Origin of the sequence: Cedecea lapagei (genome assembly GCF_900635955.1) — a bacterium.
Classification (GTDB): domain Bacteria; phylum Pseudomonadota; class Gammaproteobacteria; order Enterobacterales; family Enterobacteriaceae; genus Cedecea; species Cedecea lapagei.
Genome location: NZ_LR134201.1, coordinates 1,215,662 through 1,242,214, shown reverse-complemented (window position 1 = coordinate 1,242,214; position 26,553 = coordinate 1,215,662). Strand labels below are relative to the sequence as shown.

Sequence of the window (26,553 nt, the reverse complement as noted above, 5' to 3'; positions counted from 1 at the left end):
CTGGAGAGTGGAGTCGGATAATAGCGAATTTCAGGAGGCATTGCTCAATTATGGCAGCCCAATCAGTCTGATTATTGCTCAATGCAAATCAGGCGCAGCGCGCCGACTATGAATCAAGCGCCCGTGGTATTCACAGGGATACTTTAAACGAAGATATCTCGATTGAAGGGCTACTCGCCGGTCGCGGTGATACAACCTTTCGCCCCCATGACGCGGCCTAAAAAGAATTCAACTTCACCCGCCACAAAAAAGGGGCCACAAAGGCCCCCGTTTACGGCTTATCTGACGGCGCTATTTGCCCTCGCCGGTAATCTTCTTCACCTCAGCTTCGGTTGCCGCAGGCGCGCCGTTGCCCCATGTGCCGCGCACGTAATTCACCACATCGGTCATCTCTTTATCTGACAATATGCCTTTGTAGCCAGGCATCATAAACGGAATAGTGCCCTGGGTTTGTGGCGTATGCGCCCCGTCAGCGATCACGCGGATCAGCGACGACGGATCTTTCGCCATTACCGCCGAGTTGCCCACCAGCGAAGGGACGTTATAGTCAGTACCCTTCCCGTCCGGGCTATGGCAGGTTGAACAGTAACGCATATAGAGCGTTTTACCGTCGGATGGCTGTGAAAGCACGGCGGTATTCACCGGCGTTGCCGCTGGTTTTTGCGGTTTGAAATTGGCGATATAAAGCGCGATAGCCTCCAGGTCGGCATCCGTAAGGTACTGGGTACTCTGGGTAACCACCTCACCCATCGGTCCGGCGATGGCGTGATGCTGGCTTCTGCCTTTGCTAAGCAGATCTTTCACTTCCTGCGTGGACATATTCATGCCGCGCAGAGAAGGCGCATACCAGCCGTCGATCATCGCGCCGCTCAGGAATTCCGGGCTGGAGTCATCGTAACCTTTCTCCTGCATCGCAATACCGCGCGGCGTATGGCAGGCGCCACAGTGTCCCGGCCCCTGCACCAGGTAAGCACCGCGTTTGATTTTCTCGGCGTTATCTCCGCTGGCGTCAACAACCACGCCGCCGGATTTTACGTCATCCACAAACAGCCCATTCCACACGCGCAGCGGCCAGCGGGCTGACAGCAGCAGCGGGATGTCGTTCTCTTTATTGGCGGTCGCCGCCGGCGTGACGTCCTTCATAAAGTAGTCGTAGAGCGCCTTCACGTCCTCATCGGTCATTTTGGCGTAGGAAGGATAAGGCATCGCCGGGTAGAGCGCATGGCCATCTTTGGCAATCCCCTGGCGAACCGCCTTCTCGAAATCTTCGTAGCTGTAATTACCGATGCCGTGGGTTTTATCAGGCGTGATGTTGGTGGAGTAGATATCGCCCACCGGCGTAGCAAACTTTTTGCCGCCGGCCATCGCCTGGCCACCGTCCACGGTATGGCAGGCAATACAGTCGGACGCCCGCGCCACGTACTCGCCTTGCGAAACGGCAGCAAAGCTGCTGGCGGAAAAGAGAATGGTGATAGCCGCTAAAATAGGTTTCATGTCTGGTTACCCCATCGCCACTAGTTCGTTCACCGCACGCCATGCCTGGTCGATCGCCGCATGAGCATAAGCACTCCAGTCGGAGTCGGAGTTTGCAATCGTGATGCGGCCAATGGGCTGGCGGGCACGTTTAATAATCTCGGGCATCTTTTCCATATCATCGCTCAGGGAGTTTGCGTAATAGGCATAACCATGCGCCCAGCGGTTAACCGTAATGGCCGCGATATCGCGCTCGTGGTCAAAACCAGTGTGGCCCAGCATCTCCTGCAGCTGAGAGCGAATCATCTGCTCATGAGCTTCAAAAGTAGAGCCGAGCAGGAAGGCACGGCCCCGGCGGAACTGCTCGCGCGGTGACATGTTGCTCCCTGGATAGGTCGGCACGTACACCATGTGAATACACATCGGGTCATCCGGCGTCTGCGGGTGATGGTAGTCCCCCATGCTTACCGGGTAGTCAAGCTTCACGCGGCTGTATGGCGCGGCAGGAGAATAGAATTCGTGCACACCGGTATTTTTAAAAGCACGCCAGTTTTTCACCACCACGTTGGTGTAGACCAGCGGCGCTTTCACGTTGAGGCGCAGATCTTCTTTCTGCTGCTCCGGCGCCTCCGGCACGATATAGGGGATCATCATGTTGTAGCCCGCCATGATGGCATTGCGGCTTTTCACGCGGTGCAGCTTGCCGCTCTGATTATTGATATAGCTCACCACCACGCCGTTATCGGCATTGGCGGCGTTGATCACGCTGCTGTTGAGGCGAATGCGGGTGCTATTTTCCGGGCGATCCAGCATCTCGTAGTGCAGCCTTGCGGTGACGGAGTCTTCCATCGTGCTGCCCGGCAGCGCTTCCGGGATCAACTTACGGACCATCAGGCGCGTCAGGCCGGCGTTACCGTCCGGGAAGTGATAGGTGTAAGGCTCTTCGAGGTCAGCAAGCGCTTCGCCATCCAGCGGCGGCAGGCCCATCGCCTCCATCCCCGGAAGCGCGCAGGCGCGCGCGTCGCTGCAGCTCACGCCTTCAATGCCAATCGCGAAGAAGTCGTTGGTACGCTGCTGGAAGTACATCAGCGCCATTTTGCTTAAGCCAACTTTCTTCTCGAGAAGTTCATGGTAGCTGTGGTTATCTAACCATTCTGTTTTCTGCTCGACCGTCATCCCTTGCAGGTAATCAGCAGGATTCACGTGCAGATCCAGCAGCGCCTTACGGTCTGCTTCGCTAAGCGGGAAGTCATTGATAAAGGCTTCAATGCTGCGGCCATTCAGCCTGTCCGGCGGAATGTCGTCCGACACAGCACGGCCGGGGTCGCCGCTGACGATTTTAGTTTCGCCGAAGTTCTTTTTATCGAAGAACACGCCGCGGCTCAGATGCAGATCCGGGTAGAAGGTCGTGTCAAAACTGCTTTTCATGCGCGAGATACTGACGCCCAGCGAGTCCATCAGGCCATGGACCACCGGGCTGAAGTTGCTGTTGGGCGACTGGAAAGACTCACTGCCGCCGTAGCCGAGCAGAGTTTTGCCGCCGACGTTAAACTGGTTGCGCTTGGCGTGGCCGCCGAAGTCGTCATGGTTATCAAGGATAAGAATTTTTGCATCCTTGCCCATTTTTTCCTGCCAGAAGCAGGCCGCCGCAAGGCCGCTGATGCCGCCGCCGACAATCACCAGATCGTACTCTTCTTCCGTTGGCAGCTTGCCGAAGTCGAATTTCTCATGCTCGCGGCCAAGCGCGTGCGCCATTTCGAACGAGCCAGGATGGTTACCGCGCAGCCCGGTCAACAGCGGCGGATAGTAATCGGCATTGATTACGCCGCTGCCGGGTATTTTGTCGTTGGCCCTCACCAGTTCCAGCGGCGTCAAACCAGAGACAATGGCAATTGCCATCCCGTTAAGAAAGTCACGTCGGGTAATAGACATAGATAACCTTTTTTATCAGTCTTTTAGACATATTATTTACTGAATGATAACAAACTCCCTGCCGCTTCGCTACGCAATAAGCCTGTTAACGATAGTGTCTTTTCCGGTAACGGGTTGTCTGAACGCCGCTCGCCAGCGGCGCACAGTAGGCTATTTTCCCGGCTTCAGCTCTTCGTCCAGTTTTTTCGAGTCGTAGTAGTCGCCCTGCCAGCTGATTTTACCGTTGCTGACTTTGATAAAACTCACGCCTTCAAACTTAATCGGGTTATTGGTCGCCGGGCTGCCGCTCCACTCGCCGCTGTTGGTGCCGCTGAACGTCCATCGGAAAGCGATAGTGTCATTGTTGTAAACCGGCTCGCTGGTCATCTGCCAGCGCAGATCCGGCACCGCTTTAATAAACGCGCCGATCACCTCTTTTTCCGCTTTTTCTTTCCCTTCCACCGGCGTCCCTACCGCCGCGTCGTAATACACCATGTCGCTGGCGAGGTATTCCGCCGCCTGTCCGGCCTTATGGGCGTTCCATGCGGCCATATAATTTTTCACTACCGTTAGCGGAGAGCTTTCGGCCAGCGCCAGCGTAGAAAAAAGTACCAGCGACAGCGCAGCAGCATTGACTATTTTCATCTCAGAAATCCTTATTCAGTGATATCGCACATGATGTGTTTGATGCGGGTGTATTCGTCGAGCGAATAGGAGGAAAGGTCTTTGCCGTAGCCGGACTTTTTAAAACCACCGTGGGGCATTTCCGCGCACAATGGGATGTGGTTGTTGATCCACACGGTGCCAAAATCGAGACGGGTGCTGAAGCGCTGCGCCCGGCTATGGCTGCTGGTCCAGACGCTGGCCGCAAGGCCATATTCCACATCGTTGGCTCTGCTTAACGCCTCTTCTTCACTGCTAAAGGACTGGAGGGTCATCACCGGGCCAAAGACCTCGTGCTGGATGGCCTCATCCCGCTGCTTCAGCCCGGAAATAATCGTCGGTTCAAAGTAGAAGCCAGGACCTGCGCCCTTTTTGCCGCCGGTTTCGATTTTTGCATGGGCCGGAAGCCGCTCAATAAAGCCGGTCACCTGCTCCAGCTGGTTGCGGCTGTTCAGGGCGCCATAGAGAGCGGCGCTGTCGTCCGGCTCGCCGAAGGTGATTGATTTGGTTTTTTGGATCAGCTTTTCGAGGAAAGCGTCATAGGCGGAAGCTTCAACGATAATGCGCGTTGCTGCGGTGCAGTCCTGACCGGCGTTAGAGAAGCCTGCGGCGGTAATCACCTCGACGGCTTTGTTCATGTCCGCGTCGGCAAACACCACAACCGGCGCTTTCCCGCCTAACTCCAGGTGCGCTTTGGTCAGGTTTGCCGCAGCGGAGGCGGCAACCTGCAGGCCAGCGCGAACGGAGCCGGTAATCGACACCAGCGAAGCCTCCGGATTTGACACCACTAATGAGCCAGTATTGGCTTTGCCGAGCACCACGTTAAACGCGCCCTGCGGGAATAAAGGCGCGGCGATTTCGGCCAGCATTAAAGTGCTGATCGGCGTGGTATCGCTCGGTTTAAGCACCACGGTATTGCCAGCAGCAAGCGCTGGCGCGATTTTCCAGACCGCCATCATAAACGGGTAGTTCCACGGCGTAACCTGCCCGACAATGCCAAGCGGCTCGCGGCGGATGGTGGAGGTAAACCCCGCCGCATATTCCCCGGAAGCTTTGCCCTCAAGACAGCGAGCTGCGCCGGCAAAGAAACGAATAGCGTCGCAGGAGGCGGCGATCTCATCGCGCTCGATAAAGTGTTTCAGCTGGCCCGTCTCCTGGCTTTGCACCTCAACAATACGCGCAGCGTTGCGCTCTATCTCATCGGCAAGCTTCAGCAATGCTCGCTGGCGCTCGGACGGCAGAGAATGCTTCCACACGGCAAAAGCCGCTTTTGCCGCCGAGTAAGCCTGATTAACTTCTTCCGCGCCACCGTCAGGCGACCGGGCATAAACCTCGCCGTTGACCGGGCTGACGAGGTCAAACAACGTGTTTTGCTGGCCCGCCACGTACTGTCCGTTGATGAAATGCTTCAGGATTTGCATCGCCTTCTCCTCAGATTAAACATAAACAATATTATGTAATATCTTTTAATCGACGACTTTTCAATCCATGGTTAACAGCAACATGATCAATCCCGCATTTTAACAATGTTTTTACATAACGATATTTCACCGGCAGGATAACTCTCCGATTCTGGTAGTCCGCCTCTCCTTTCTTAAAGGCCCCGGCTGTGCTATCAATAACCGTTGATTCAGGGAATTTTAATCAGAGAGCACTATGATTACTCACGCGGTAATTTTCGCACCTATAGGACAGGCAAGTCGATCCGATCAAATTGTGCAGCGGCTTTCAAATGCCATTATTACTGGTTTACTTGAGGCAAATGAGCAGCTTCCTAATGAGGCCGATCTCGCCAAAATGATGGGGGTTTCCCACATTACAATACGCGAGGCCTTAAATACGCTGCGGGCCAACAATTTAATCCACACCGTTCGTGGGCGAAATGGTGGCAGCTTTGTTTGTGAAAATAGCGGTGAATTTGACACTCCGCTTCACCCTTTTAAAGCTATCAGTTCGGACTATATTTCTGACCTCGGCGAAATGCACTGCGCCATAATAAGCCACAGCGCCAGGCTCGCCTCCAGAAGAATGACTAGCGCGGATATCATCCGGCTAAAAGAATTTATTGAAGCGCTGAAATCCGCCGCGACGCCAGAGCTGAAAACGCAGGCCGATATGCGCTGCCTGCTGGCGCTCTCCGCCAGCTCGCAGTCGGCAAGGCTCGCCAACCAGGAGCTGCTGCTGCAGGCCGAATGGGCGTCACTGGTGGCTATTCTTTACCGCGACGATGTTATTCACCGTGAAGTGATTGATGTCTATACCGAATTGATCGCGGCGCTGGAAAACCACGAGGAGCAGGAAGCGGTGCGACTGGCCACGCAGCTGATTGACACCTTCACCTTCTATCTCATTGAAAGTAAATTAAAATATAAATAAAACCAACACAACAACACGGGCATCATCATGAATGTACCTGCAACCCTCATCCCTTTTACCCGTAAACTTGACGACATTATTAGTACCACCATCGAGGCGACCATCGCTCTTGCGGGGCAGGTTGAGTCTACGCTGGCGGAGTTTCAGGGTGAAAATCATAAGCTGCTGCTGGATCCTGCGGTAAAAAGAGCGATTCAGGAGCATATCAAAGAGACGCTAAACCGGACCCCCTACTGCTCAGGGTCAGGCTTTGCCAGCCACATAGAAGGCAGCAGCGAGGAAAAAGAGTACTGGCTGCTGGAGTGGTGGTACAAAAAAGCCGACGGCGTGAAAAAGGTTAATCTCGATCTGGATCAGGCCACCCAACAGCGGCTGGATTTCAGAACCTTCGAGTGGTTTAAAGACGCGCAGGAAAACGGCAAGGCCTATATTCACGGCCCCTACGTCGATTATGTCTGTAATACCTCTTATACCCTGACGTCGGCGATGCCGGTCTATTTTCATCAACAGTTTATCGGCGTCGCCGCAATTGATGTGCTGGTCAGTGAAGTGGAGGAAGAATTACTTCCGCTTTTTAATAGCCATAAACTCGTGCTGACTAATCTGGATAAGCGGATTATTTTCTCAACTTATCCTAAATATCGTGTAGGTGAATTACTCCACTCCACCGAGGCGGTAGAAGTCTATAAAACCGAGTACTGCACGTTATATGAGTTGATAAAATAAGGGCCATCAGGCCCTTAAAGATCGTGGCTATGCTGAGTAGCGATGAAAAGGGCCCACGGGCCCTTACAATTAATATTCGCGAGAAAGGTTTAGCCGTTTAGCGTATTCAATAGCGTCATTTTCCGGCGCATCAGAGTGGCCGAAGGGTCTGGCTATCAACATATAGACCAGCCCCGACCCGACGATCAGCGCCAGGCCAATCAGCACCGTCCAGCGGTCAATAAAGTTTGCGCTGTCGGCAGGCTGAGCCAGCAGCCAGATCCCACCAACGCCGTAGGCCAGCGCCAGCAGGTTCACCAGCATGCCCCACGATCCGAGACTCCACTCGCCCGCAGGCTTCCAGCCCTTCAGCCGCTGGCGCAGCGCGGCAAGAATCACCATCTGGAACGAAACGTAGATACCGATAACCGCAAACGCGGTGATCCTGGCAAGGTTATCCGGCTGGAAGTAAACCCAGACGCAAATCACCATCGGCAGCAGGCAGCTTATCAGCATCGCGTTATCCGGCACGCTGTGCTTAGAGATCTTCGCCATCCACTCGCTGCCCGGCAGCATTTTGTCGCGGGAGAACGAGAAGATCAGGCGGCTCAGCGCGGCCTGTAGCGACAGGATGCAGGACAGCATCGCCACGATAGCAATGACGATAAACAGGGTGGCCCCCTTCTCGCCCAGCGCGTCATTGAGAATCGCCGGGATCGGATCGGCAATTTTTTCCGCTAACAATATTCATCAGATCCGGGGATGACAGCAGGTATCCCAGGATAGAGATCACGGCAGAGATCGCGCCGAAGACAATACTGAGGATCATCGCAACCGGGATCTTACGGCCAGGATTTTTTACCTCTTCCGCCACGTTGCCGCAGGCTTCGAAGCCGAAGAACATAAACAGCCCCATCAGCGACGCCGACATAAACGCCGTGCCGTAGCTGCCGTCTTTCGCCAGCGCGCCCATGGCATCGAACACCACCGAGAAAGGCTGATTGCGGTGGAATATCAGCAGGTAAATGCCCAGCGCAATCACGCTAATGATTTCGCACCAGAAGCCAAAGCGGGCGACCCTCGCCAGGTTTTTTGTCCCGGACATGTTCACGCCCATCATAATGGTCAGCAGCACGACGGAGGTCAGTAACATGGCAAACGGCGTGTCGCCATAGTGGAATAGCGAGGCGACGAAGGTCGAGGTGTATTCAACGATGGACGTAATAGTGACGACCAGCGCCCAGAGGTAAATCCACGCCGCAATCCAGGCATATTTTTTTCCCCACAGCCTTCTGGCCCAGGGATAAAGTCCGCCGGTTATCGGGTATTGCGAAGCCACTTCCCCAAACACTAAGGCCACCAGCAGCTGACCGCAGGCGGCAATCAGGATCCACCAGATGGCCGGCGGCCCGGCGAGGGTAATCGCCAGCGCAAACAGGGAATACACGGCGGTAAGCGGCGAGAGGTAGGTAAAACCGAGCGCAAAGTTGGATACCAGGCCGATGGATCGGTTGAACTGCGGGCCTTTCTCCGGCGGCGGTACGGGACTTTTTGTAGCAGATGTCTGTTCCATATGTCTTTCTCTTCAGGGGGCATAGTTGCAGGCAGTGGCTACAATTTATAAAACATATTAAGTTATATGTATATTGTGCTTTGTCACAATTTTGTTAGATATAATGTTATCCTATCGTTAACAACATAAACGGCATGACGATGATGCCGCATCACGAAAAAAATCGCTTCATTTAATTCGCCAGCAGCCATTCCTTGCGGCGCCTATGCGCTCCAGCCGACCCTCTTGCTGCAGCGTTTTGAGATTACGCTCTATGGTGCGGCTGGTTAAGCCGGTGGCCTCCGCCATTCCGGCTATGGTTATCGACGGTTCTTCCATAATTAAATTCAGGATTTGCCCGGCCGTTGCGCTCAACCGGCTGGCAAAAAATGGGGCTGGCTCTTCCTCCAGCCGACTATGGGCAACGCCCTCTTCCAGTGCCATCTTCAGCATCTCCAGCATAAACTCCACAAAAGCCGTGCAGTCTCTCTGGCGGTCACACTCACTGAGTACCCGGTAATAGGCTTCCTGCCGGTCGTGGATTAGCGTCTCAACCGGCAACCAGGCAAGCTCGGCACGCCACTCACTCAGGATCAGCGTCTGCCAAAGCCGCCCCATTCGCCCGTTACCGTCGCTGAAAGGATGGATAAACTCAAACTCATAATGGAAGACAGAGCTGGCAACCAGCGGGTGGAGATCCGTGCCATGAAGCCAGTCGCACAGCTGATTCATCAGTCGGCCAACCTGGCTTGCCGGCGGGGCCATATGTATCAGCCTCCCCTCCCTGTAAACGCCTACATCGCCGTGGCGAAACTGGCCTGGCATATCGACCAGACCCAGCATCAGCGCCCGATGCGCTGACAATAGATTGTCGACATTGCCACTTTGCCAGCCGGAAAACGCCTCATAGGCGAGAATGGCGTTGCGGACTTCCTGAATATCTTTTGCCGGAGCCAGGACCCGCTTGCCCTCCATAATCGCCGTCACCTGTTGAGCGAATAAGCTGTTGTGCTCTATTGCCAGAGAAGCCTGGATAGTGCGGATACGGTTTTCTTTGCGTAACAAAGGAGAGGTTCGTTGGGCATTCGATGACCACTGCCCAAGCAGCTCCCCAATTTCAATCGTCCGGCTGAGGATAGAGGAAGTCAGAGAAAAAGGAGGATGGTAGGGCTTCATCGGTTTACTCCGGAGAAAGTTTCTCCGACATTTATACCGACATACCAGCAGGGAGAAAGGCGGGTTCGGGCCCGCCTTTGATCTTATAGGATCTCACCGAGAGGCTGACCAGCTTCAAGAGAAGCGCCTGTTGCTACGCCCTGTTTGAGCCTGCCGCTGCGGTGCGCCACCACCTGAACCTCCATTTTCATGGCTTCCATCACGCCAATCACCTCTCCCTGCGCGACAACCTCCCCTTCCTCTTTTATCCAGCCGTGAAGCACGCCTGAAATCGGCGCCTCAATTGCGGCTTCATTGGTGACTTCAGGAATTAGCTGCCTGGCGCTGCCCGTGTTCGCCAGCGCAAGGCCGCCAAACAGACTTGCCGGTAGCCCAAGCTGTAAACGACGCCCGTCCAGCTCTATCCAGCTACGGGTCAGAATCTCATCCGCTGCGGGCACCTGACGCGGGGCAAACGCAATGCGTGCGGCAAAATCCGTTTCAATCCAGCGGGTATGCACGGCAAAGTTTTCGGTAAAATCAGGATCGTCCATCACGGCGCGGTGGAACGGCAACACGGAAGCCACGCCGTCAATCTCGAACTCAAGCAGGGCTCGACGGGCGCGGGCAATAGCCTGCTCGCGAGTACTGCCGGTGACGATCAGTTTTGCCATCAAAGAGTCGTAGCTGCCCGGCACCTTAGACCCGGCCTCAACGCCGCTGTCGAGGCGAATACCCGCGCCGGACGGAGCGCGGAATAGGTTAATTTTTCCCGGCGTAGGTAAATAGCCTTTACCCGCATCTTCAGCATTAATGCGGAACTCAAACGAGTGACCGCGTGGTACCGGCGTTGACTGAATGCTGAGCGGTAAACCTTCGGCCACGCGTAGCTGCTCAACGACGATATCAAACCCGGTCGTTTCCTCGGTAACCGGATGCTCTACCTGCAGGCGGGTGTTGACCTCAAGGAATGACAGTTTGCCATCCAGGCTGAGTAAAAATTCAACGGTCCCGGCGCCCACATAGCCCGCTTGAGCACAAATATCTCGAGCGGCGGTATGAATTTCCTGACGTTGCGCCTCGCTGATAAACGGGGCCGGAGCTTCCTCAACCAGCTTCTGGTTGCGGCGCTGTAGCGAGCAATCTCGGGTGCCGAGCACCACCACGTTGCCGTGTTTGTCGGCGATCACCTGCGCTTCAATATGCCTCGGGCAATCGAGATACTGCTCGACATAGCACTCGCCGCGGCCAAAGGCGCTTAGCGCCTCACGCGTCGCCGAATGGTAGAGCTCTTCGACCTCCTCAGGGTTCCAGGCCACCTTCAGCCCTCGTCCGCCGCCGCCAAATGCGGCTTTAATCGCAACCGGAAGGCCATGCGTAGAGGCAAAATCAACAACTTCACCGGCGCTGCTGACCGGGCCAGCCGTGCCTTTTACCAGCGGGGCGCCAACCTGCAGTGCAATTTTACGGGCCTGAACTTTGTCCCCCAGCTTTTCAATTGTCTCCGGCTCTGGGCCAATCCAGGTAAGCCCGGCGGCCTGTACCGCGCGGGCAAACTCGGCTCTTTCCGAGAGGAAACCGTAGCCCGGGTGAACCATGGTGGCTCCGCTGCGGCGGGCAATATCCACCAGCAGCGGAATATTTAAATAGGTTTCGCTGGAGTGAAGACCCGGCAGAGCCCAGGCTTCATCTGCCATGCGAACGTGAAGCGCATCGGCGTCCGCATCAGAGTAAACCGCCACGGCCTCTGCACCATAATCACGGCAGGCGCGAATAATACGAACGGCAATTTCGCCACGGTTGGCGATAAGAACTTTATGCGTCGCGCTGGTCACTGGCTTTACTCCCTGCTATTTCCAGAAAAGGTCGGATAACGTTGAAGCGGATCCCGGCACCGGGCGGGATTTGCCCGGCCAGGTCGAGGTGATATTCAGCCACCGCGGCAATCACCGGATAGCCGCCGGTGAGCGGATGATCGTGCAGAAACAGCACGGGCTGCCCGCTGGCGGGAACCTGAATGGAGCCGCTGCAGGTGCCTTCGCTCGGCAACTCCTGATGCTTACTGCGCGCCAGGGGCTGCTCGCTCGCAAGGCGTAAGCCGATGCGGTTCGATTGCGGCGTCACCCGCCAGGACTGGGCCGTCAGCAGCTCAATCGCCTGCGCAGTAAACCAGTCAGTGCGTGGCCCGAGCACGATATCCAACGTAACGGTATCTTCTGCCGTAGGTAACGACGCCGCCGGCAGTTCATTCAGCAGTACCGGGCCAGGATTTGGGTGCGAACCGGTCGCTAAGATATCGCCCACGCCTAACGGCTCCGGGCCAACCTGCGCAAGGCTATCTCGCGCCGCGCTGCCCAGGCTCTGCGGCACGATAAACCCGCCGCGCACGGCAAGATAGCTGCGTAAACCGCATACCGGAGCAGCGAAATGGATCTCATCCCCTGCAGCAAGATTGAGCGGGCGATAGCTGTCTACCGCATAACGCTCGCCCTCTGCGGTACGCAGCGTCAGCGGGCACTGCGCCCCCGTCACGCCGATCACCACATCGCCCGTCACCCTGGCGCGGAATCCACCCTGGGTAATTTCAAGGCAGGGTGAGTTGATCGGATTGCCAACAATACGGTTTGCCGCATGCAGTGCGGCTTTATCCATCGCGCCGGACTCGGAAAGCCCCATTCCGGCCCTTCCCGCCCGACCATTATCCTGCCACAGGGTTTGCAGCCCTGTAGCCAGCACCGTCAACGTTGCCCCAGTACCTTCGGGAAGGCGTTGCGCAGGGACTTGCGCGGGAAGAGAGACGGTTTTTGTGCTTTTCGCTGCATCAATAAAATTCACCTGCGCGCCGGGCATCAGCAGCGCGGGCTGTTCGCGGGAGAGATCCCACATTTTCAGTTCGGTCTGGCCAATTAGCTGCCAGCCGCCGGGGCTGGCCTGGGGATAGATACCGCTAAACTCACCGGCCAGTGCAACAGAACCAGCGGGAATACGGGTACGCGGCGTACTGCGTCTCGGCGTTTGCCATTCCCCCGTGTCAGAGACCATGTAGGCGAAACCAGGCGCAAAACCGGTAAACGCGACGTTCCACACGGACTCCTGGTGGCGGCGAATCAAAGCCTGAACCTCAATACCCAGCAGTTCAGCCACGGAAGGCAAATCTTCGCCATTGTAATGAACCGGGATCGTAACCTGCTGGCTGCTGCGCTCCGTACGCTGAGCCAGAGAATGCCGCGCTATTTTTTCGGCCAGCTGCACCATGCTGGTTTCTCGCCTGCAAAAGCGGATTAGCAGAGTGCGTGCAGCAGGGATTATCTCTTCAATGCCCTTTTCAGGCGCGGCGCTCAGGGAATCAAAAAGCGCCAGCGTTTCGTCAAGAGAACTCAACTCCACTAAAAAGCTGCCTAGATTAACGGCTAAAAATCTCACGTCATTTCCCCTAACGTCGACATAAACGCTCCTCAGGCCTGCGGTGCAAACGCGCGAATGGCGACGCCCTGGGATTCAAGCAGCTTGCGGATCTCCGCCGCCATCGCAATAGCGCCAGGGCTGTCACCGTGTACGCAAATAGAATCAGCCTGTATTGGGGTAAATTTTCCGTCGATTGAGTTCACGCCGCCCTCGGTAATTAACTGCAGCATGCGTTGAGCGACCAACCCGGCATCGTGAAGCACCGAGCCGGCCTCGCGACGCGATACCAGCGAGCCATCGGCATGGTAGGCACGGTCGGCAAAAGCTTCGGCAATGGTTTTCAGCCCTTTTTGCTGCGCCAGCGCCAGCACCGGGGAGCCAGCCAGCCCCACCAGCGGCAGCCGTGGATCTACGGCAAGAATGGCGTCGATCACCGCCAGCGCCTGGCGTTCATGATGGGCAATCGTGTTATACAGCGCGCCGTGAGGCTTAACGTAGCGAACTTCGGTTCCGGCCGCGCGGGCCAGCCCCTGAAGCGCGCCAATCTGGTAAATGACATCGGCGGTAAGCTCGTCGCTTGCCACGTCCATATTGCGACGCCCGAAGCCCACCAGATCCGGGTACGCAACGTGCGCACCCACCACTACATTCTGTGCCTTCGCCGCTTTTAGCGTTTCTAAAATCCCGGCCGGCGATCCGGCATGGAAGCCGCAGGCCACGTTGGCGCTGCTGACCAGGCTGAGGATTGCCGCATCGTCACCCATGCTCCACTGCCCAAAGCTTTCGCCTAAATCACTGTTCAAATCGATTGTTTTCAACATCTTTTATTCCTTAGACAATCTTCAGGAAGTCAAAAATCGCGCCGACGGAGAGCGCCCCCCATATACCAGGTAAGCGCGCAGGTTATCAGTCCCGTCCACAGCAGCCAGCGCGGATAGTGATAGCCCTCCATCAAATCGGCCCGTTTCCAGCCCACGTAGATAAAGAGCGTCATGCCGAGCGGCAAAATCAGGCCGTTAAAGCCACCGGCAAAGACCAGCAGCGCCGCCGGAGCCGTACCTGACAACAGGTAAATGACCAGCGAAACGGCGATAAAAATCACCGTCGCGATGCTGCGCTGGCGCTCGCCCATCTGCTTATTAAACACCGTCATAAAGGTCACGGAGGTGTAGGCTGCGCCAATCACGCTGGTAATCGCCGCTGCCCAGAAGATAAAGCCGAAAAGCTGTACGCCAAACGAGCCCACCGCATGCTGGAACGCCTGCAGAGCCGGGTTTGCCACCTGGCTGGAGATATCCAGCGTGACGCCGCTGGCGACCACGCCCAGCACGGCCAGGAACAGGATATAACGCATCAGCCCAACGACCAGAATGCCTTTTGTCGCGCCGGAGGAGACGGCATGAATGTTCTCCACGCCGCCCATCCCTTTATCCAACAGCCGGTGGGCGCCGGCGTAAGAAATATAGCCGCCGACGGTGCCGCCTACGATGGTAGTAATGGTGGCAAAGTTGATGTGATCCGGCAGGACGCTCTGGTAAAGAGCCTCGCCAACCGGCGGACCAGAAACGAAAGCCACATACAGCGTCAGCCCAATCATCACCAGCCCCAGCGCGATCATCAGGCGATCGATAACGGTGCTGGCGCGGCGAGAGGAGAAAATATAAATGGCCAGCAGCGCGCTGAGTAGCCCGCCCCACTTCGGCGCCAGGCCAAACATGGCGTTCAGCCCCAGACCGGCACCGGCAATATTACCGATGTTAAACACCAGCCCACCAAAAATCACCAGCACGGACAGCAGGTAACCGCTGCCCGGCAGCGTTTCATTGGCAAGATCGGAGGCGCGCATTTTGGTGACCGTCACCACGCGCCAGATGTTTTGCTGCACCACAAAGTCGATGACAATCGAGGCCATAATGCCGAAGGCAAAGGCCGCGCCCATCGTCGCGGTAAAGGTTGCCGTCTGGGTGATAAAACCGGGTCCGATGGCCGAGGTGGCCATCAGGAATATCGCCGCGATCAGCGATGAGCGTCGCTTCTGAACAAAGGATTGGTTTTCGGTTTCATGCGCTGCCATCTTACTCACTCCATTATTAGAATTATGACTCTGTCTGTTAAGCAATAAGCAGGCCATCGTTGGAGCAAATAGCCATTTTGTTAATCAAATATAAAATTATTGTTGAACAATAAGCTAATGACTGTTGTTTAAACAGACAAACAGAATCGGAAAGTGGATGATAAAAAACCAACGCCGATCACTTTTTGGCCTCTTTAAAAAGATAACCGCACCAAATTAGTGCATAAAAATCCGTAAAATCACCATAAAAGTGCATAACATGCCGGTTATTTTGAAATAATCGCGCTACGTCAACGTCTTGCTGCACCCAGGCGAATATGTAAAGATTGCTGCTTACCGGACCACGCACGGAAAACCATGAAGAAAGAGCTGCCCGCTCAGATGCTGAGCGAGAAAATCGCCGAAACTGTTCGCCATAAAATCATTATTGGAGAGCTTGTACCGGGTACGCGGCTGTCGGAAGCCGCGCTCAGCGAGCAGCTGGAGATCTCTCGCAATACGCTGCGCGAGGTGTTTCGTATGCTGACCCAGGAAGGGTTGTTGCGCTATGAGCCCAATCGCGGCGTGTACGTGGCGGTGCCGGATATGGCTGACATTCTGGATATCTACCGTATTCGCCGACTCATTGAGTGCGATGCGCTGGCCCACGCTTATCCCCTGCACCCTGCCGTCGCGAAAATGGAGGCGGCCGTGGAAGAAGCGCGAAAACACCGTCAGACCAGCGACTGGCGCAGCGTGGGAACGGCCAACATGAAGTTTCATACCGCCATTGTTGAGCTTGCCGACAGCGAACGCCTGATTCGCCTTTACCGCAATATCTCAGCGGAGTTACGGCTGGCGTTCGGCCATCTGAACGATCCGGAAATGCTCTACGCGCCTTATATCGAGAAAAATGCGCATATTCTGGCCCTGCTCAACGACGGCAGTAATGCCCAGGCTGCCGCAACGCTTGCCGAATATCTGGAGCTTTCAGAGCGTACCGTGCTGGCGGCATGGTCCCGGCATCAGCACTCCCAATGATAATGCTATTCTCTTAGCGGCTCATTTTTCATCAACAGCACCAGAATAAAGCCCAGCGCCAAAACGCAGCCACGCCGAATGAGCCGCCGTCTGGGCTGCCTCAATACTCTGAAGAGCGCTTTTGATTTTGATACCGTCCTTTCTCTTTCACGTTATCCGCGATGCAGTAAAAATAGACGCCTTCACCGGCAGGATCACTGACTTCACAAAGGCTCTCCATTTTTGTTTTCAACAAAAAAATTCATAAATTTTATTGTGAGCAAATACACTTATTTTTAGACGTAAAATATCGACAAAAACACGATATATCCTCATGTTTTTAATGAGGTAATTAAGCCATTCATTGCGCACAACTAAAGTTTAAAAAACAGACAACTGTCACAATTTTGAGACACTTGTTTTCATTTTGAATTTGAGAGTACATTAGCGCCGTCCGGGTAAGGTTTTACCCCCGAATACCAGATGGTGCGGCACCTGACAACGGTTTGCGGTTTCATCTTATTATGTACCTGTTGAGATGCGCGTCAGCGCGGAGCGATGTGAAGTGAAATATTTTCTGATGGGTATTTCTGTGATTGTTGTGTTGTGGGCCGGCACGTTCTTCCTGATGGTTGAATAAGCGGTCACCAACATCTTCGCAAAAGAACAGGAGCCAAAGGGCTCCTGTTTTCGTTTCTGAAAAGCATCATTGCGATTGAAATCAGAGTATTTTCTAATAAAAACAAAGAATTACTTTCTCTGATTTACTTCAAACGACCGAAAACCACGTTTTTCGGCCGTTTGCCATCACGCTTAACAGGAGCCTAAGGGCTCCTGTTTTCGTTTTGTTACTCGGCATTCTCCGCGGCGTTTTTCGGCAGCGGCGGCAGCAGGCCGTCGGCGCGGAACATCGCCTTAATACCGCGAACGGCCTGACGAATACGGTCCCGGTTTTCAATCAGCGCAAAGCGAACGTGAGTATCGCCGTAGTCGCCGAAACCTATCCCCGGCGAAACGCAAACTTTCGCCTCCTGCAGCAGCTTTTTAGCAAACTCCAGCGAGCCCATTGCCGCGTACTGTTCCGGGATTTTTGCCCATACGTACATCGATGCTTTCGGGCATTCCACCATCCAGCCAGCTTCGTGAAGGCCTTTTACCAGCACGTCGCGGCGGCGTTTGTACTGCTCTGCGATATCGCGCACGCACTGCTGGTCGCCCTCAAGGGCAGCAATCGCAGCAACCTGCAGCGGCGTAAAGGTGCCGTAATCGTGGTAACTCTTGATACGCGCCAGCGCGCTCACCAGCTCCTGGTTGCCCACCATAAAGCCAATGCGCCAGCCCGCCATATTGTAGCTTTTTGACAGCGTAAAGAACTCAACCGCTACTTCACGAGCGCCGGGCACTTCCATAATGGAAGGGGCTTTCCAGCCGTCATAAACAATATCGGCGTAGGCCAGGTCGTGAATCACCAGCACGTCGTATTGTTTCGCCAGCGCGACGACCTTTTCGAAAAATTCCAGCTCTACGCACTGCGCCGTTGGGTTAGACGGGAAGCCAAGGATCATCATCTTTGGTTTCGGGTAGCTTTCACGAATCGCTCGCTCCAGCTCGGCAAAGAAGTCCACGCCCTCTACCAGCGGCACAGAGCGAACCTGCGCTCCGGCGATGACCGCGCCGTAAATATGAATCGGGTAGCTTGGGTTTGGCACCAGTACGGTATCACCGTGATCCAGCGTCGCCAGCATCAGGTGCGCCAGCCCTTCTTTCGAGCCGATGGTCACAATGGCTTCGCTTTCCGGGTCGATCTCCACGTCGTAACGATCTTTGTACCAGCGAGAAATGGCGCGGCGCAGGCGTGGGATCCCTCTCGATGTGGAATAGCCGTGCGTGTCTTCCCGCTGGGCCACGGTGCACAGCTTCTCAACGATGTGCGGCGGCGTCGCCCCGTCCGGGTTGCCCATGCTGAAATCGATAATATCCTCGCCGCGGCGTCGCGCAGCCATTTTCAGTTCGGCGGTGATGTTAAAAACGTAAGGGGGCAGGCGATCGATACGCGAAAAACGACGTTTTGGACTGGAGTCAGCCATAAATTCCTCAGAGTAACGTGAGCGCCCGGACCGTCCGAGCGACGCTGCCACGCGATGTGGCCTGTTTTGAAAATAGCCTGAATAAAAATCGCCTGTCGAGAGGGAAATGAAAATATTTTTTCCTCGGCACAAAACGGGAGGTTTCAAATGAAACTCATCACTATTTCATTTAAACGATAGGGCATACATTAACCAGGTAGTAACAACCCAGTAACCTACTCTCTGATGAGATGGAGCACCCTATGCACCTGGACATTCACGATCTCCCCAAAGCTATCCGCGAGGTAAAAGAGAAGCTGCGTCGCGAACTTCCTGATTATCAGTCGGTTTTCGCCGAACTCGAGGCCAACATTCGCCAACAGATCGAGGCGATCCGCGCTGAACTGGAGCGAGGTGAGAACCCTGTTCCGCAGCTCGACGCGGACGACATTCTGCAAGGCCGCGTTAGCGAGCAGCAAAAAGCGCTGATCCGCCAGCGCGGCTGCTGCACCATTCGTGGCGTTTTCCCGCAGGAACAGGCCAGCGCCTGGAATGAAGAGATCGGCAATTATCTTGAGCGTAACCATTTTGTTGAACGTCTGAAAAATGCGGCGGAAGATAACTATTTCGGCACGCTTGCCGACAGTAAGCCGCAAATTTACGGCATTTACTGGTCAAAGCCGCAGACCGAAGCCCGCCAGCATGAACGCATGAAAGCGGTGCAGGTGTTCCTCAATAATCTCTGGCAAACGGAGAGTAACGGCAGGCAGCATTTCGATCCAAACCGGGTCGTTACCTACGCGGACCGCACGCGCCGTCGCCCACCGCGTTCAAGCTCGCTGGGGCTTTCGCCCCACGTTGACGGCGGCTCGGTTGAGCGCTGGCTGGACGAAAACTTCCGCCACGTTTATCGCCATGTCTTTTCCGGCAACTGGAAAGCGTACGATCCTTTTGCCGCCGAAGGGCGCACGGAGGTTCGGGAGTTTCCTTCTCCTGCGGTATGTTCGATGTTCCGCACTTTCCAGGGCTGGACAGCGCTCACGCCGCAGCGCAAGCACGGTGGCACCCTGAATTTACTCCCGGTGGCCAACGCCATGGCGTGGATCCTGCTGCGCGCTCTACAGGATGACGTGCCAGAAGAATCTTTGTGCGAAGCAAAACCAGGCAGAGCATTATCCATTAACAAAGCGTGGCATCCCCTTTTGCTGACTGGGATTTCCTCAATTCCCGATATGGAGCCGGGCGATACCGTTTTCTGGCACTGCGACGTGATTCATTCTGTTGAAAACGAGCACCTCGGCGAGTTTGACAGCAACGTGATGTATATCGCCGCCGCGCCGTGGTGCGAGAAGAACGCAGAGTATCTACCGCGGCAGTGGGAAGCCTTTGTTGAAGGCAAAACGCCGCCGGATTTCGCTGCCGATAATTTTGAGGTGGATTTTGTTGGCCGTGCGACCGTGCAGGATTTGACCCCAGCCGGAAAAAAACAGCTTGGCGGGGGATAATTGCCCCTCACTCTGCCCTCTCCCTGACAGGGAGAGGGAATAAACAATCTTCCCCTCACCTGGAAACGCCCGCCAAATTTCCCTATCATTAGCGCTTCCCCTATGACCACGCGAGTGTCCCGTGCACGAAATTTTTACTATGTTGCTGGCGGTATTCGATCGCGCGGCGCTGATGCTTATTTGCCTTTTCTTCCTGATTCGCATTCGACTGTTCCGCGAACTGCTGCATAAAAGTGCCCACACGCCAAAAGAGCTGCTGGCGGTCACGGCCATCTTCTCCCTCTTTGCCCTGTTCAGTACCTGGTCCGGCGTGCCGGTTGAGGGGTCGCTGGTCAACGTTCGCATTATCGCCGTGATGTCCGGCGGCATTTTGTTTGGCCCCTGGGTCGGCATTATTACCGGGCTGATTGCCGGTACGCACCGCTACCTTATTGATATCGGTGGGATTACCGCCATTCCCTGCTTTATCACCAGCATCCTTGCAGGGATCATTTCTGGCTGGATCAACCGCAAAGTGCCGAAGGAGAATCACTGGCGGGTCGGGATCGTCGGCGGGATGATCTGCGAAACCATGACCATGATTCTGGTGGTGATCTGGGCGCCGACCACCGCGCTCGGCCTGGATATCGTCTCAAAAATCGGCGTGCCCATGATCCTCGGCTCGGTCTCTATCGGCTTTATCATCCTTCTGGTGCAAAGCGTTGAGGGCGAGAAAGAGGCAAGCGCTGCCCGCCAGGCCAAGCTGGCGCTGGATATCGCCAACAAAACGCTGCCGCTGTTCCGCAAGGTCAACAGCGAGTCGCTGCGCCAGGTTTGCCAGATTATTCGCCAGGATATCGATGCAGATGCGGTGGCCATTACCGATACCGAAAAAGTGCTGGCCTACGTCGGGCTCGGCGAGAATAACTACCATGAGAACGATCAGGCCTTCAGCCCGCGCACCCGCCAGGCGTTGAAAGAGGGGCGCATTATCATACGCAACGATGATGAGGCCTGGCGTACCCCGGAAATTCACTCCCTGATAATCATCCCGCTGTGGGAAAAAGGGGTGGTCACCGGCACCCTGAAAATCTATTACCGCCACGCCCACCAGATCACCTCGACGCTGCAGGAGATGGCCGTCGGCCTGTCGCAGATTATCTCCACCCAGCTTGAGGTTTCGCGCGCGGAGCAGCTGCGTGAAATGGCGAACAAAGCTGAGCTAAGAGCGCTACAAAGCAAGATAAACCCGCATTTCCTGTTTAATGCGCTGAATGCCATATCCTCCTCTATCCGCATGAATCCGGACACCGCGCGCCAGCTTATCGTCAATCTGTCTCGCTATCTGCGCTACAACATCGAGCTGAACGACGACGAACTGATAGACATCCGCAAGGAGCTCTACCAAATCAAGGATTATATTGCCATCGAGCAGGCGCGTTTCGGCGATAAGCTGACGGTCATCTACAACATTGATGAAGAGGTCAACTGCCGAATACCAAGCCTGCTTATCCAGCCGCTGGTAGAAAATGCCATTGTTCACGGCATTCAGCCCTGCAAAGGCAAGGGCGTGGTGACGATAAGTATTGAAGAGAGCGGCAACCGGGTACGTATTGCCGTGCGTGATACCGGCAACGGTATCGATCCTAAGGTGATTGAGCGGGTAGAAAATAACGAGATGCCGGGCAATAAGATTGGCCTGCTTAACGTCCATCACCGCGTTCAGCTGCTCTACGGCGAAGGGCTGATTATTCGTCGCCTGGAGCCGGGCACCGAAATCGCCTTTTACGTGCCACGTTCGGCTCCCACCGCAGCTCACCGCCCACTGGAAGGGAGATAAGCATGAAGGTCATCATTGTAGAGGATGAGTTCCTGGCACAGCAGGAGCTTAGCTGGCTGATTAAAAACCACAGCGAGATGGAGATAGTCGCCTCTTTCGACGACGGGATGGATGTGCTCAAGTATTTGCAGCATCACGAAGTTGACGCTATTTTCCTCGACATCAATATTCCGTCGCTGGACGGCGTGCTGCTGGCGCAGAACATCAGCAAATTTGCCCACAAGCCGTTCATCGTATTTATCACCGCCTGGAAAGAGCATGCGGTGGAGGCCTTCGAGCTGGAGGCCTTCGACTATATTCTGAAGCCATACCAGGAGTCGCGCATTATCGGCATGCTGCAAAAGCTTGAGGCCGCCTGGCAGCAGCAGACTTCGCAGCCTGTCGCCAGTCATGAAAACCGCGATGCCACCACGATTAACCTGATAAAAGATGAACGGATTATCGTTACCGACATCAATGATATTTACTACGCGGAAGCGCACGAGAAGATGACGTTTGTTTATACGCGCCGCGAATCTTACGTCATGCCGATGAATATCACCGAATTTTGCAGCCGCCTGCCGGAAAGCCATTTCTTCCGCTGCCACCGCTCGTACGTGGTAAACCTGAACAAAATTCGCGAAATAGAGCCGTGGTTTAACAATACCTACATCCTGCGCCTGCGCGACCTGGATTTTCAGGTGCCGGTGAGCCGCAGCAAGGTCAAAGAGTTCAGGCAGCTCATGCGCCTGTAGAGAAAGGATATTGGCGGGCGCAGCAGCGCGCCCGCGTGGTATTACAGGACGTGCCCCAGCGTCTGACGCAGATGCGCTCCAGCGCCCAGCAGCCCCGGCTGATCGTGAACAATCAGGTAGACGGGAATATCCTTCACGTACTCCTTGAAGCGGCCTTTATCTTCAAACCCGCCGCGGAAACCCGAGGCTTTAAAGAACTCCAGGAAGCGCGGCACGATGCCGCCAGCGATATACACCCCGCCAAAAGTACTCATGTTCAGCGCCAGGTTGCCGCCAAAGCGCCCCAGAATCACGCAGAACAGAGACAGCGCGCGACGGCAGTCGGTGCAGCTATCCTCCACCGCTTTTTCGGTGACGTCTTTCGGCTGGTAGTTTTCCGGCTCGCGTCCGTCCGCCTTGACGATGGCGCGGTAAAGATTGACCAGGCCCGGGCCGGAGAGGATGCGCTCGTTGGAGACATGCCCAAGCTCTTTACGCAACTGCTCGAGGATGATGTCCTCTTCTTCGCTGTTTGCCGCAAAGTCTGAGTGGCCGCCCTCTCCCGGCAGGCTAATCCAGCGTTTATCGACATGGACGAGGTGAGAAACGCCCAGCCCGGTGCCGGCGCCGTAAACCACAACCGGTTTGCCTTCGACGGGCTTATCGCCGCCGAACTGGATCAGGTGCTCTTTTTTCAGCGCCGGAATAGCCATAGAAACGCCGGTAAAATCGTTGATAATTTCCAGATGCTCAAAGCCCAGGTTTTGCTTCATCTCGGCGGTAGAAAACGCCCAGGTGTGGTTGGTCATCTCAACCCAGTCACCGTTTATCGGGCAAGCAATCGCCACACATCCTGACTGCACGCTGGTGTTATGTTCTTTGAGATAGTGCTGAATCACGGCCTCCAGGCTCGGAAAATCCAGACCGGAGTAGGTTTTTGCCTGTGAAATTTCACCCGTGCTCAAATCGCATAGCGCCAGACGTGCATTGGTGCCGCCGACATCTCCCACCAAAGCATATTTTGTCATTCTCAAACAGCTCCGCTAAAGTCAGAATAAGTTCTGGCAACACTGTAAAATTAGCCAGCCGAAACAACAACGACCATCCTCCAGGTGCGGTCTGATTGTTGAACCAGGTCACACTCTGGCTTTACCGTTTCAGCCCTGATTGCAATGCGGCTTGTGACTTTTTGTTTTTGAGCCGTCTGATTCCCTATTGTAAGGATTGACTATGCTCCATCCGCGAGCCAGAACGATGCTGGTGCTTTCCATTCCGGCTTTGATTATCGGCGTCTTATCCAGCCTGGTATTGATTGTGGTGATGAAAATCGCCGCTGCGCTTCAGGAGTACCTCTGGAGCACCCTGCCGACGGGGCAAGGTTACGACCCTCACTCTCCCTTTTGGATCCTTCTGATCCTGACGCTCACCGGCCTCGCGGTCGGGCTGGTGATACGTTTTCTGCCGGGCCACGGCGGCCCGGATCCCGCCACCGAGCCGCTCATCGGCACTCCCGTGCCAGCGATGGCCATACCCGGGCTGATTATGGCGCTGGTGATCGGTCTCGCCGGCGGCGTAAGCCTTGGGCCGGAACATCCGATCATGGCGGTGAATATCGCGCTTGCGGTGGCGCTGGGCGCCCGTGTTTTACCTAAGGTCAGCCCGCTGGACTGGACCATCCTCGCCGCGGCAGGCACCATCGGCGCGTTATTCGGCACGCCCGTTGCCGCCGCGCTGATCTTCTCTCAAACGCTCGGCGGGAATAACGAAGTGCCGCTGTGGGACAGGCTGTTCGCCCCGCTGATGGCTGCGTCCGCCGGGGCGCTAACCACCAGCATTTTCTTCCACCCGAATTTCGCCCTGCCGGTGGCCAGCTATCCGGAGATGCACTTTGAAGACCTGTTCAGCGGTGCGGTGGTTGCCGCGATTGCCATCGCTGTGGGCATGGTGGGCGTCTGGTGCCTGCCGAGGCTGCACCGGCTGATGCATCGGCTAAAACATCCCGTGATGATCCTCGGCCTTGGCGGTTTTTTGCTTGGCCTGCTGGGGATAATCGGCGGCGAGGTCACGATGTTCAAAGGCCTTGCGGAGATGCACCAGCTGGCGGTTTCCGACTTCTCAGTCTCATCGCTATTGCTCTTTGCGGTGGTTAAACTGGCGGCGCTGGTGATTGCCGCCGCCAGCGGGTTCCGTGGAGGACGTATTTTCCCGGCGGTCTTTGTTGGCGTTGCGCTGGGTATGATGCTGCATCAGCACGTTGAGGCCGTTCCCGCCGCCATTACGCTCTCCTGTGCCGTCCTTGGCATGGTACTGGTGGTCACTCGCGATGGCTGGCTGAGCCTGTTTATGGCGATGGCCGTAGTGCCTGACGTCAAGCTCCTGCCCCTGCTCTGTATCGTGATGTTACCCGCCTGGCTGCTGCTGGCGGGAAAACCGTTGATGATGGCCGGGCGGCCGAACCGTTAATGCTCTGTTCCAGCGTTGCTTTTGCCCAACGAGACGGTAACCGCCTTCAGCAGTTCGGGAATGTCCTGCTTAGGCAGGACAACCTCTACCAGCGCCAGCCTTTCCGGGCTGGCCAGCTTCTCCAGCACCTCGGCAAGCTGCGCGGTTTCTGTGACTCGCCAGCATGCAGCCTGGCTATTCGCGCTCATCGCCTGCGGCAGACGAGTCCAGTCCCAGGGCGCAATTTCGTTGTAGCGCTGTTCCGGACCATGGATAGCACGCTCAACCGTATAACCCTCATTATTTAATACCAGGATGATCGGTTTCTGCCCGTCACGCTGCATGCTGCCCAGCTCCTGAATCGTCAGCTGGGCAGAGCCGTCGCCGATTAGCAGAACCACCCGCCTGTCAGGCCATGCGGTTTGTGCTCCAAACGCCGCCGGCAGCGTATAGCCGATCGATCCCCAAAGCGGCTGCACGATAAAGGTTACGCCGGCGGGCAGAGTTAACGCCGCAGCGCCGAATGCCGCCGTTCCCTGCTCGGCCAAAATGATATCCCCTGGCCGTAAGGCATTTTGCAAAGTTTGCCAGAACGCATGCTGGTCCAGCCTGCCGCTTTCGCAGGCGGGGAGCGTTGGCGGCCTTTGCGTCGCCACGGGCCAGGAGGCGGCCTGGCGAGCGCACAGCGACTGCAAAATGGCTATCGCCTGCGCCATAGGGATACCGCTAAACCAGCGCTCACCAACCCGCACAGCCTCGGGGAGAACCTCAATTGTCTGCTGCTGGCTAAGCTTGTGGCTGAATCCTGCGGTGAGCGTGTCGCTAAACATTACACCAACGCAGATCACCAGCTCGGCGCCTTCAATCTCCTCTTTTACCTGAGGCCGACTGGGGGCTCCGCTGTAAGTCCCGAGAAAACCGGGTTTGCTTTCGTCGAACAGCCCTTTCCCCATCAACAGTGAGGCATGCGGCACAGGCGCGCTGTCCATCCATTGCTGAAGCGTGTTTTGCAGCCCCCAGCGCTGAGCGAGAAAATCTGCCAGCAGAGCAACGCTACGGCTTTCAGCGATTCTGGCCTGGGCGCAGCGACGAAACGCTTCCAGAGCCGCGGGGTCGACTACCGTTTCGCCAACCTGCAGCCGTTTCGAGGGGCGCGTTGCAGGCGCTTCGGCAACATCGCTCGGCAGTAAAAGATAGCCGGGGCGCCGCTGCCTGATGGCCTCCAGCATCACCCGGTCAATTTCGCTGCAGGCGTTGGCCGGCGTCAACGAGGCGTGAGCCACAGAAACTTCAGCGGCAATGCGCTGGAAATGCTGGAAATCTCCGTCCCCCAGCGTGTGATGAAGCAGATCTCCACGCTGCTGAGCGTGGCGGTTAGGCGCCCCAACAATATGAATGACAGGCAGGCGCTCTGCGTAACTGCCCGCCAGGCCGTTCAACGCGCTTAGTTCCCCCACGCCAAACGTGGTCAGCAAAGCCGCCACGCCCTTGCAGCGGGCATAGCCGTCGGCAGCGTAGGCCGCGTTCAGTTCATTAGCACAGCCAATCCATGCAAGCCGAGGATGGGCAATAACGTGATCCAGGAAAACAAGGTTGTAATCGCCGGGCACGCCGAAGAGGTGATCAATCCCCCCTTCGTTTAGCCGGTCCAGCAGATAGTCCGCCACACAGTAGCGCATAGGATTTTCCTTCTGT

General features: G+C 55.8%; 19 protein-coding genes and 3 pseudogenes. 9 read left to right on the top strand and 13 right to left on the bottom strand.

Going from position 1 to position 26,553, the window contains the following annotated elements:
• Nucleotides 1-74: 74 nt before the first annotated feature.
• Nucleotides 75-221, top strand: a pseudogene (locus tag EL098_RS23395) (DUF2442 domain-containing protein); the annotation flags it as partial.
• Between the two features lie 70 nt (nt 222-291).
• Here the strand turns inward: EL098_RS23395 and EL098_RS06115 are convergent.
• From EL098_RS06115 to EL098_RS06100, 4 genes are all read right to left on the bottom strand, one after another.
• The gene (locus EL098_RS06115; RefSeq protein WP_126355440.1) at nt 292-1,494 is read right to left on the bottom strand and encodes a cytochrome c; all 1,203 of its coding nucleotides are present in this window, start codon (nt 1,492-1,494) and stop codon (nt 292-294) included.
• Between the two features lie 6 nt (nt 1,495-1,500).
• Nucleotides 1,501-3,405, bottom strand: coding sequence for an NAD(P)-binding protein (locus EL098_RS06110; RefSeq protein ID WP_126355439.1), 1,905 nt, complete (start codon nt 3,403-3,405; stop codon nt 1,501-1,503).
• Nucleotides 3,406-3,555: 150 nt separating this feature from the next.
• Complete coding sequence (locus tag EL098_RS06105; protein WP_126355438.1) at nt 3,556-4,029, bottom strand: ester cyclase; 474 nt, start codon at nt 4,027-4,029, stop codon at nt 3,556-3,558.
• A gap of 11 nt (nt 4,030-4,040) precedes the next feature.
• Nucleotides 4,041-5,468 (bottom strand): gamma-aminobutyraldehyde dehydrogenase, encoded by a 1,428-nt coding sequence (locus EL098_RS06100; protein WP_126355437.1) that lies wholly within the window; start codon nt 5,466-5,468, stop codon nt 4,041-4,043.
• Between the two features lie 235 nt (nt 5,469-5,703).
• Between EL098_RS06100 and EL098_RS06095 the strand changes: the two genes are divergently transcribed.
• Nucleotides 5,704-6,423 carry a FadR/GntR family transcriptional regulator gene (locus EL098_RS06095; RefSeq protein WP_126355436.1) on the top strand — a complete coding sequence of 240 codons (720 nt, stop codon included), beginning with the start codon at nt 5,704-5,706 and terminating at the stop codon, nt 6,421-6,423.
• Nucleotides 6,424-6,450: 27 nt separating this feature from the next.
• Nucleotides 6,451-7,149 (top strand): cache domain-containing protein, encoded by a 699-nt coding sequence (locus EL098_RS06090; protein WP_126355435.1) that lies wholly within the window; start codon nt 6,451-6,453, stop codon nt 7,147-7,149.
• Nucleotides 7,150-7,218: 69 nt separating this feature from the next.
• Here EL098_RS06090 and EL098_RS06085 read toward each other — a convergent pair.
• The 6 genes and pseudogenes from EL098_RS06085 to EL098_RS06060 all read right to left on the bottom strand — a co-directional run bounded on the left by EL098_RS06085 (nt 7,219) and on the right by EL098_RS06060 (nt 15,314).
• Nucleotides 7,219-8,701: pseudogene (locus tag EL098_RS06085) on the bottom strand (APC family permease).
• A 168-nt stretch (nt 8,702-8,869) separates the two neighbouring features.
• Nucleotides 8,870-9,856 (bottom strand): Fic family protein, encoded by a 987-nt coding sequence (locus tag EL098_RS06080; RefSeq protein ID WP_126355434.1) that lies wholly within the window; start codon nt 9,854-9,856, stop codon nt 8,870-8,872.
• Nucleotides 9,857-9,939: 83 nt separating this feature from the next.
• Entirely contained in the window at nt 9,940-11,670 is a 1,731-nt protein-coding gene (locus EL098_RS06075; RefSeq protein ID WP_126355433.1) for an acetyl/propionyl/methylcrotonyl-CoA carboxylase subunit alpha, read from the bottom strand.
• Nucleotides 11,651-13,258: a 5-oxoprolinase subunit B/C family protein gene (locus EL098_RS06070; RefSeq protein ID WP_126355432.1), complete on the bottom strand. Its 1,608-nt coding sequence runs from the start codon at nt 13,256-13,258 to the stop codon at nt 11,651-11,653. The genes EL098_RS06075 and EL098_RS06070 overlap by 20 nt, the downstream gene beginning before the upstream one ends.
• Before the next feature lie 32 nt (nt 13,259-13,290).
• Nucleotides 13,291-14,061 (bottom strand): LamB/YcsF family protein, encoded by a 771-nt coding sequence (locus tag EL098_RS06065; RefSeq protein ID WP_126355431.1) that lies wholly within the window; start codon nt 14,059-14,061, stop codon nt 13,291-13,293.
• A 10-nt stretch (nt 14,062-14,071) separates the two neighbouring features.
• Nucleotides 14,072-15,314 (bottom strand): annotated as a pseudogene (locus EL098_RS06060) (NRAMP family divalent metal transporter).
• Nucleotides 15,315-15,671: 357 nt separating this feature from the next.
• Between EL098_RS06060 and EL098_RS06055 the strand changes: the two are divergent.
• Nucleotides 15,672-16,334 (top strand): GntR family transcriptional regulator, encoded by a 663-nt coding sequence (locus tag EL098_RS06055; RefSeq protein WP_126355430.1) that lies wholly within the window; start codon nt 15,672-15,674, stop codon nt 16,332-16,334.
• 517 nt (nt 16,335-16,851) lie between these two features.
• On the top strand, nt 16,852-16,953 hold the full coding sequence (ypdK, locus tag EL098_RS23765; protein WP_034809579.1) for a membrane protein YpdK: 102 nt from the start codon (nt 16,852-16,854) through the stop codon (nt 16,951-16,953).
• 208 nt (nt 16,954-17,161) lie between these two features.
• Here the strand turns inward: ypdK and alaC are convergent, their stop codons facing one another.
• A complete protein-coding gene (alaC, locus tag EL098_RS06045) occupies nt 17,162-18,400 on the bottom strand; it encodes an alanine transaminase (protein ID WP_126358363.1) in 1,239 nt (412 codons plus the stop codon).
• 242 nt (nt 18,401-18,642) lie between these two features.
• Here alaC and EL098_RS06040 point away from each other — a divergent pair, with 242 nt between their 5' ends.
• From EL098_RS06040 to EL098_RS06030, 3 genes are all read left to right on the top strand, one after another.
• A complete protein-coding gene (locus EL098_RS06040) occupies nt 18,643-19,884 on the top strand; it encodes a DUF1479 domain-containing protein (protein ID WP_126355429.1) in 1,242 nt (413 codons plus the stop codon).
• A 121-nt stretch (nt 19,885-20,005) separates the two neighbouring features.
• Nucleotides 20,006-21,703 carry a sensor histidine kinase gene (locus EL098_RS06035; RefSeq protein WP_126355428.1) on the top strand — a complete coding sequence of 566 codons (1,698 nt, stop codon included), beginning with the start codon at nt 20,006-20,008 and terminating at the stop codon, nt 21,701-21,703.
• Between the two features lie 2 nt (nt 21,704-21,705).
• Nucleotides 21,706-22,437, top strand: coding sequence for a LytR/AlgR family response regulator transcription factor (locus EL098_RS06030; protein WP_126355427.1), 732 nt, complete (start codon nt 21,706-21,708; stop codon nt 22,435-22,437).
• Nucleotides 22,438-22,478: 41 nt separating this feature from the next.
• Here EL098_RS06030 and glk read toward each other — a convergent pair whose 3' ends face one another.
• The gene (glk, locus tag EL098_RS06025; RefSeq protein ID WP_126355426.1) at nt 22,479-23,444 is read right to left on the bottom strand and encodes a glucokinase; all 966 of its coding nucleotides are present in this window, start codon (nt 23,442-23,444) and stop codon (nt 22,479-22,481) included.
• 202 nt (nt 23,445-23,646) lie between these two features.
• On the opposite strand from glk, the gene EL098_RS06020 reads away from it, so the two are divergent.
• Entirely contained in the window at nt 23,647-24,879 is a 1,233-nt protein-coding gene (locus tag EL098_RS06020; RefSeq protein ID WP_126355425.1) for an ion channel protein, read from the top strand.
• Here EL098_RS06020 and EL098_RS06015 read toward each other — a convergent pair.
• Nucleotides 24,876-26,537: an alpha-keto acid decarboxylase family protein gene (locus EL098_RS06015; protein ID WP_126355424.1), complete on the bottom strand. Its 1,662-nt coding sequence runs from the start codon at nt 26,535-26,537 to the stop codon at nt 24,876-24,878. The genes EL098_RS06020 and EL098_RS06015 overlap by 4 nt on opposite strands.
• Between the last annotated feature and the right edge of the window lie 16 nt (nt 26,538-26,553).

Excerpts from the sequence above, each read along its gene's own strand:
- EL098_RS06020 (WP_126355425.1), top strand. The coding sequence starts at position 23,647 with ATGCTCCATCCGCGAGCCAGAACGATGCTGGTGCTTTCCATTCCGGCT.
- EL098_RS06040 (WP_126355429.1), top strand. The coding sequence starts at position 18,643 with ATGCACCTGGACATTCACGATCTCCCCAAAGCTATCCGCGAGGTAAAA.
- EL098_RS06090 (WP_126355435.1), top strand. The coding sequence starts at position 6,451 with ATGAATGTACCTGCAACCCTCATCCCTTTTACCCGTAAACTTGACGAC.
- EL098_RS06080 (WP_126355434.1), bottom strand. The coding sequence starts at position 9,856 with ATGAAGCCCTACCATCCTCCTTTTTCTCTGACTTCCTCTATCCTCAGC.
- alaC (WP_126358363.1), bottom strand. The coding sequence starts at position 18,400 with ATGGCTGACTCCAGTCCAAAACGTCGTTTTTCGCGTATCGATCGCCTG.
- glk (WP_126355426.1), bottom strand. The coding sequence starts at position 23,444 with ATGACAAAATATGCTTTGGTGGGAGATGTCGGCGGCACCAATGCACGT.
- EL098_RS06065 (WP_126355431.1), bottom strand. The coding sequence starts at position 14,061 with ATGTTGAAAACAATCGATTTGAACAGTGATTTAGGCGAAAGCTTTGGG.
- EL098_RS06055 (WP_126355430.1), top strand. The coding sequence starts at position 15,672 with ATGAAGAAAGAGCTGCCCGCTCAGATGCTGAGCGAGAAAATCGCCGAA.
- EL098_RS06105 (WP_126355438.1), bottom strand. The coding sequence starts at position 4,029 with ATGAAAATAGTCAATGCTGCTGCGCTGTCGCTGGTACTTTTTTCTACG.
- EL098_RS06115 (WP_126355440.1), bottom strand. The coding sequence starts at position 1,494 with ATGAAACCTATTTTAGCGGCTATCACCATTCTCTTTTCCGCCAGCAGC.
- EL098_RS06100 (WP_126355437.1), bottom strand. The coding sequence starts at position 5,468 with ATGCAAATCCTGAAGCATTTCATCAACGGACAGTACGTGGCGGGCCAG.
- EL098_RS06015 (WP_126355424.1), bottom strand. The coding sequence starts at position 26,537 with ATGCGCTACTGTGTGGCGGACTATCTGCTGGACCGGCTAAACGAAGGG.
- ypdK (WP_034809579.1), top strand. The coding sequence starts at position 16,852 with ATGCGCGTCAGCGCGGAGCGATGTGAAGTGAAATATTTTCTGATGGGT.
- EL098_RS06095 (WP_126355436.1), top strand. The coding sequence starts at position 5,704 with ATGATTACTCACGCGGTAATTTTCGCACCTATAGGACAGGCAAGTCGA.
- EL098_RS06110 (WP_126355439.1), bottom strand. The coding sequence starts at position 3,405 with ATGTCTATTACCCGACGTGACTTTCTTAACGGGATGGCAATTGCCATT.
- EL098_RS06030 (WP_126355427.1), top strand. The coding sequence starts at position 21,706 with ATGAAGGTCATCATTGTAGAGGATGAGTTCCTGGCACAGCAGGAGCTT.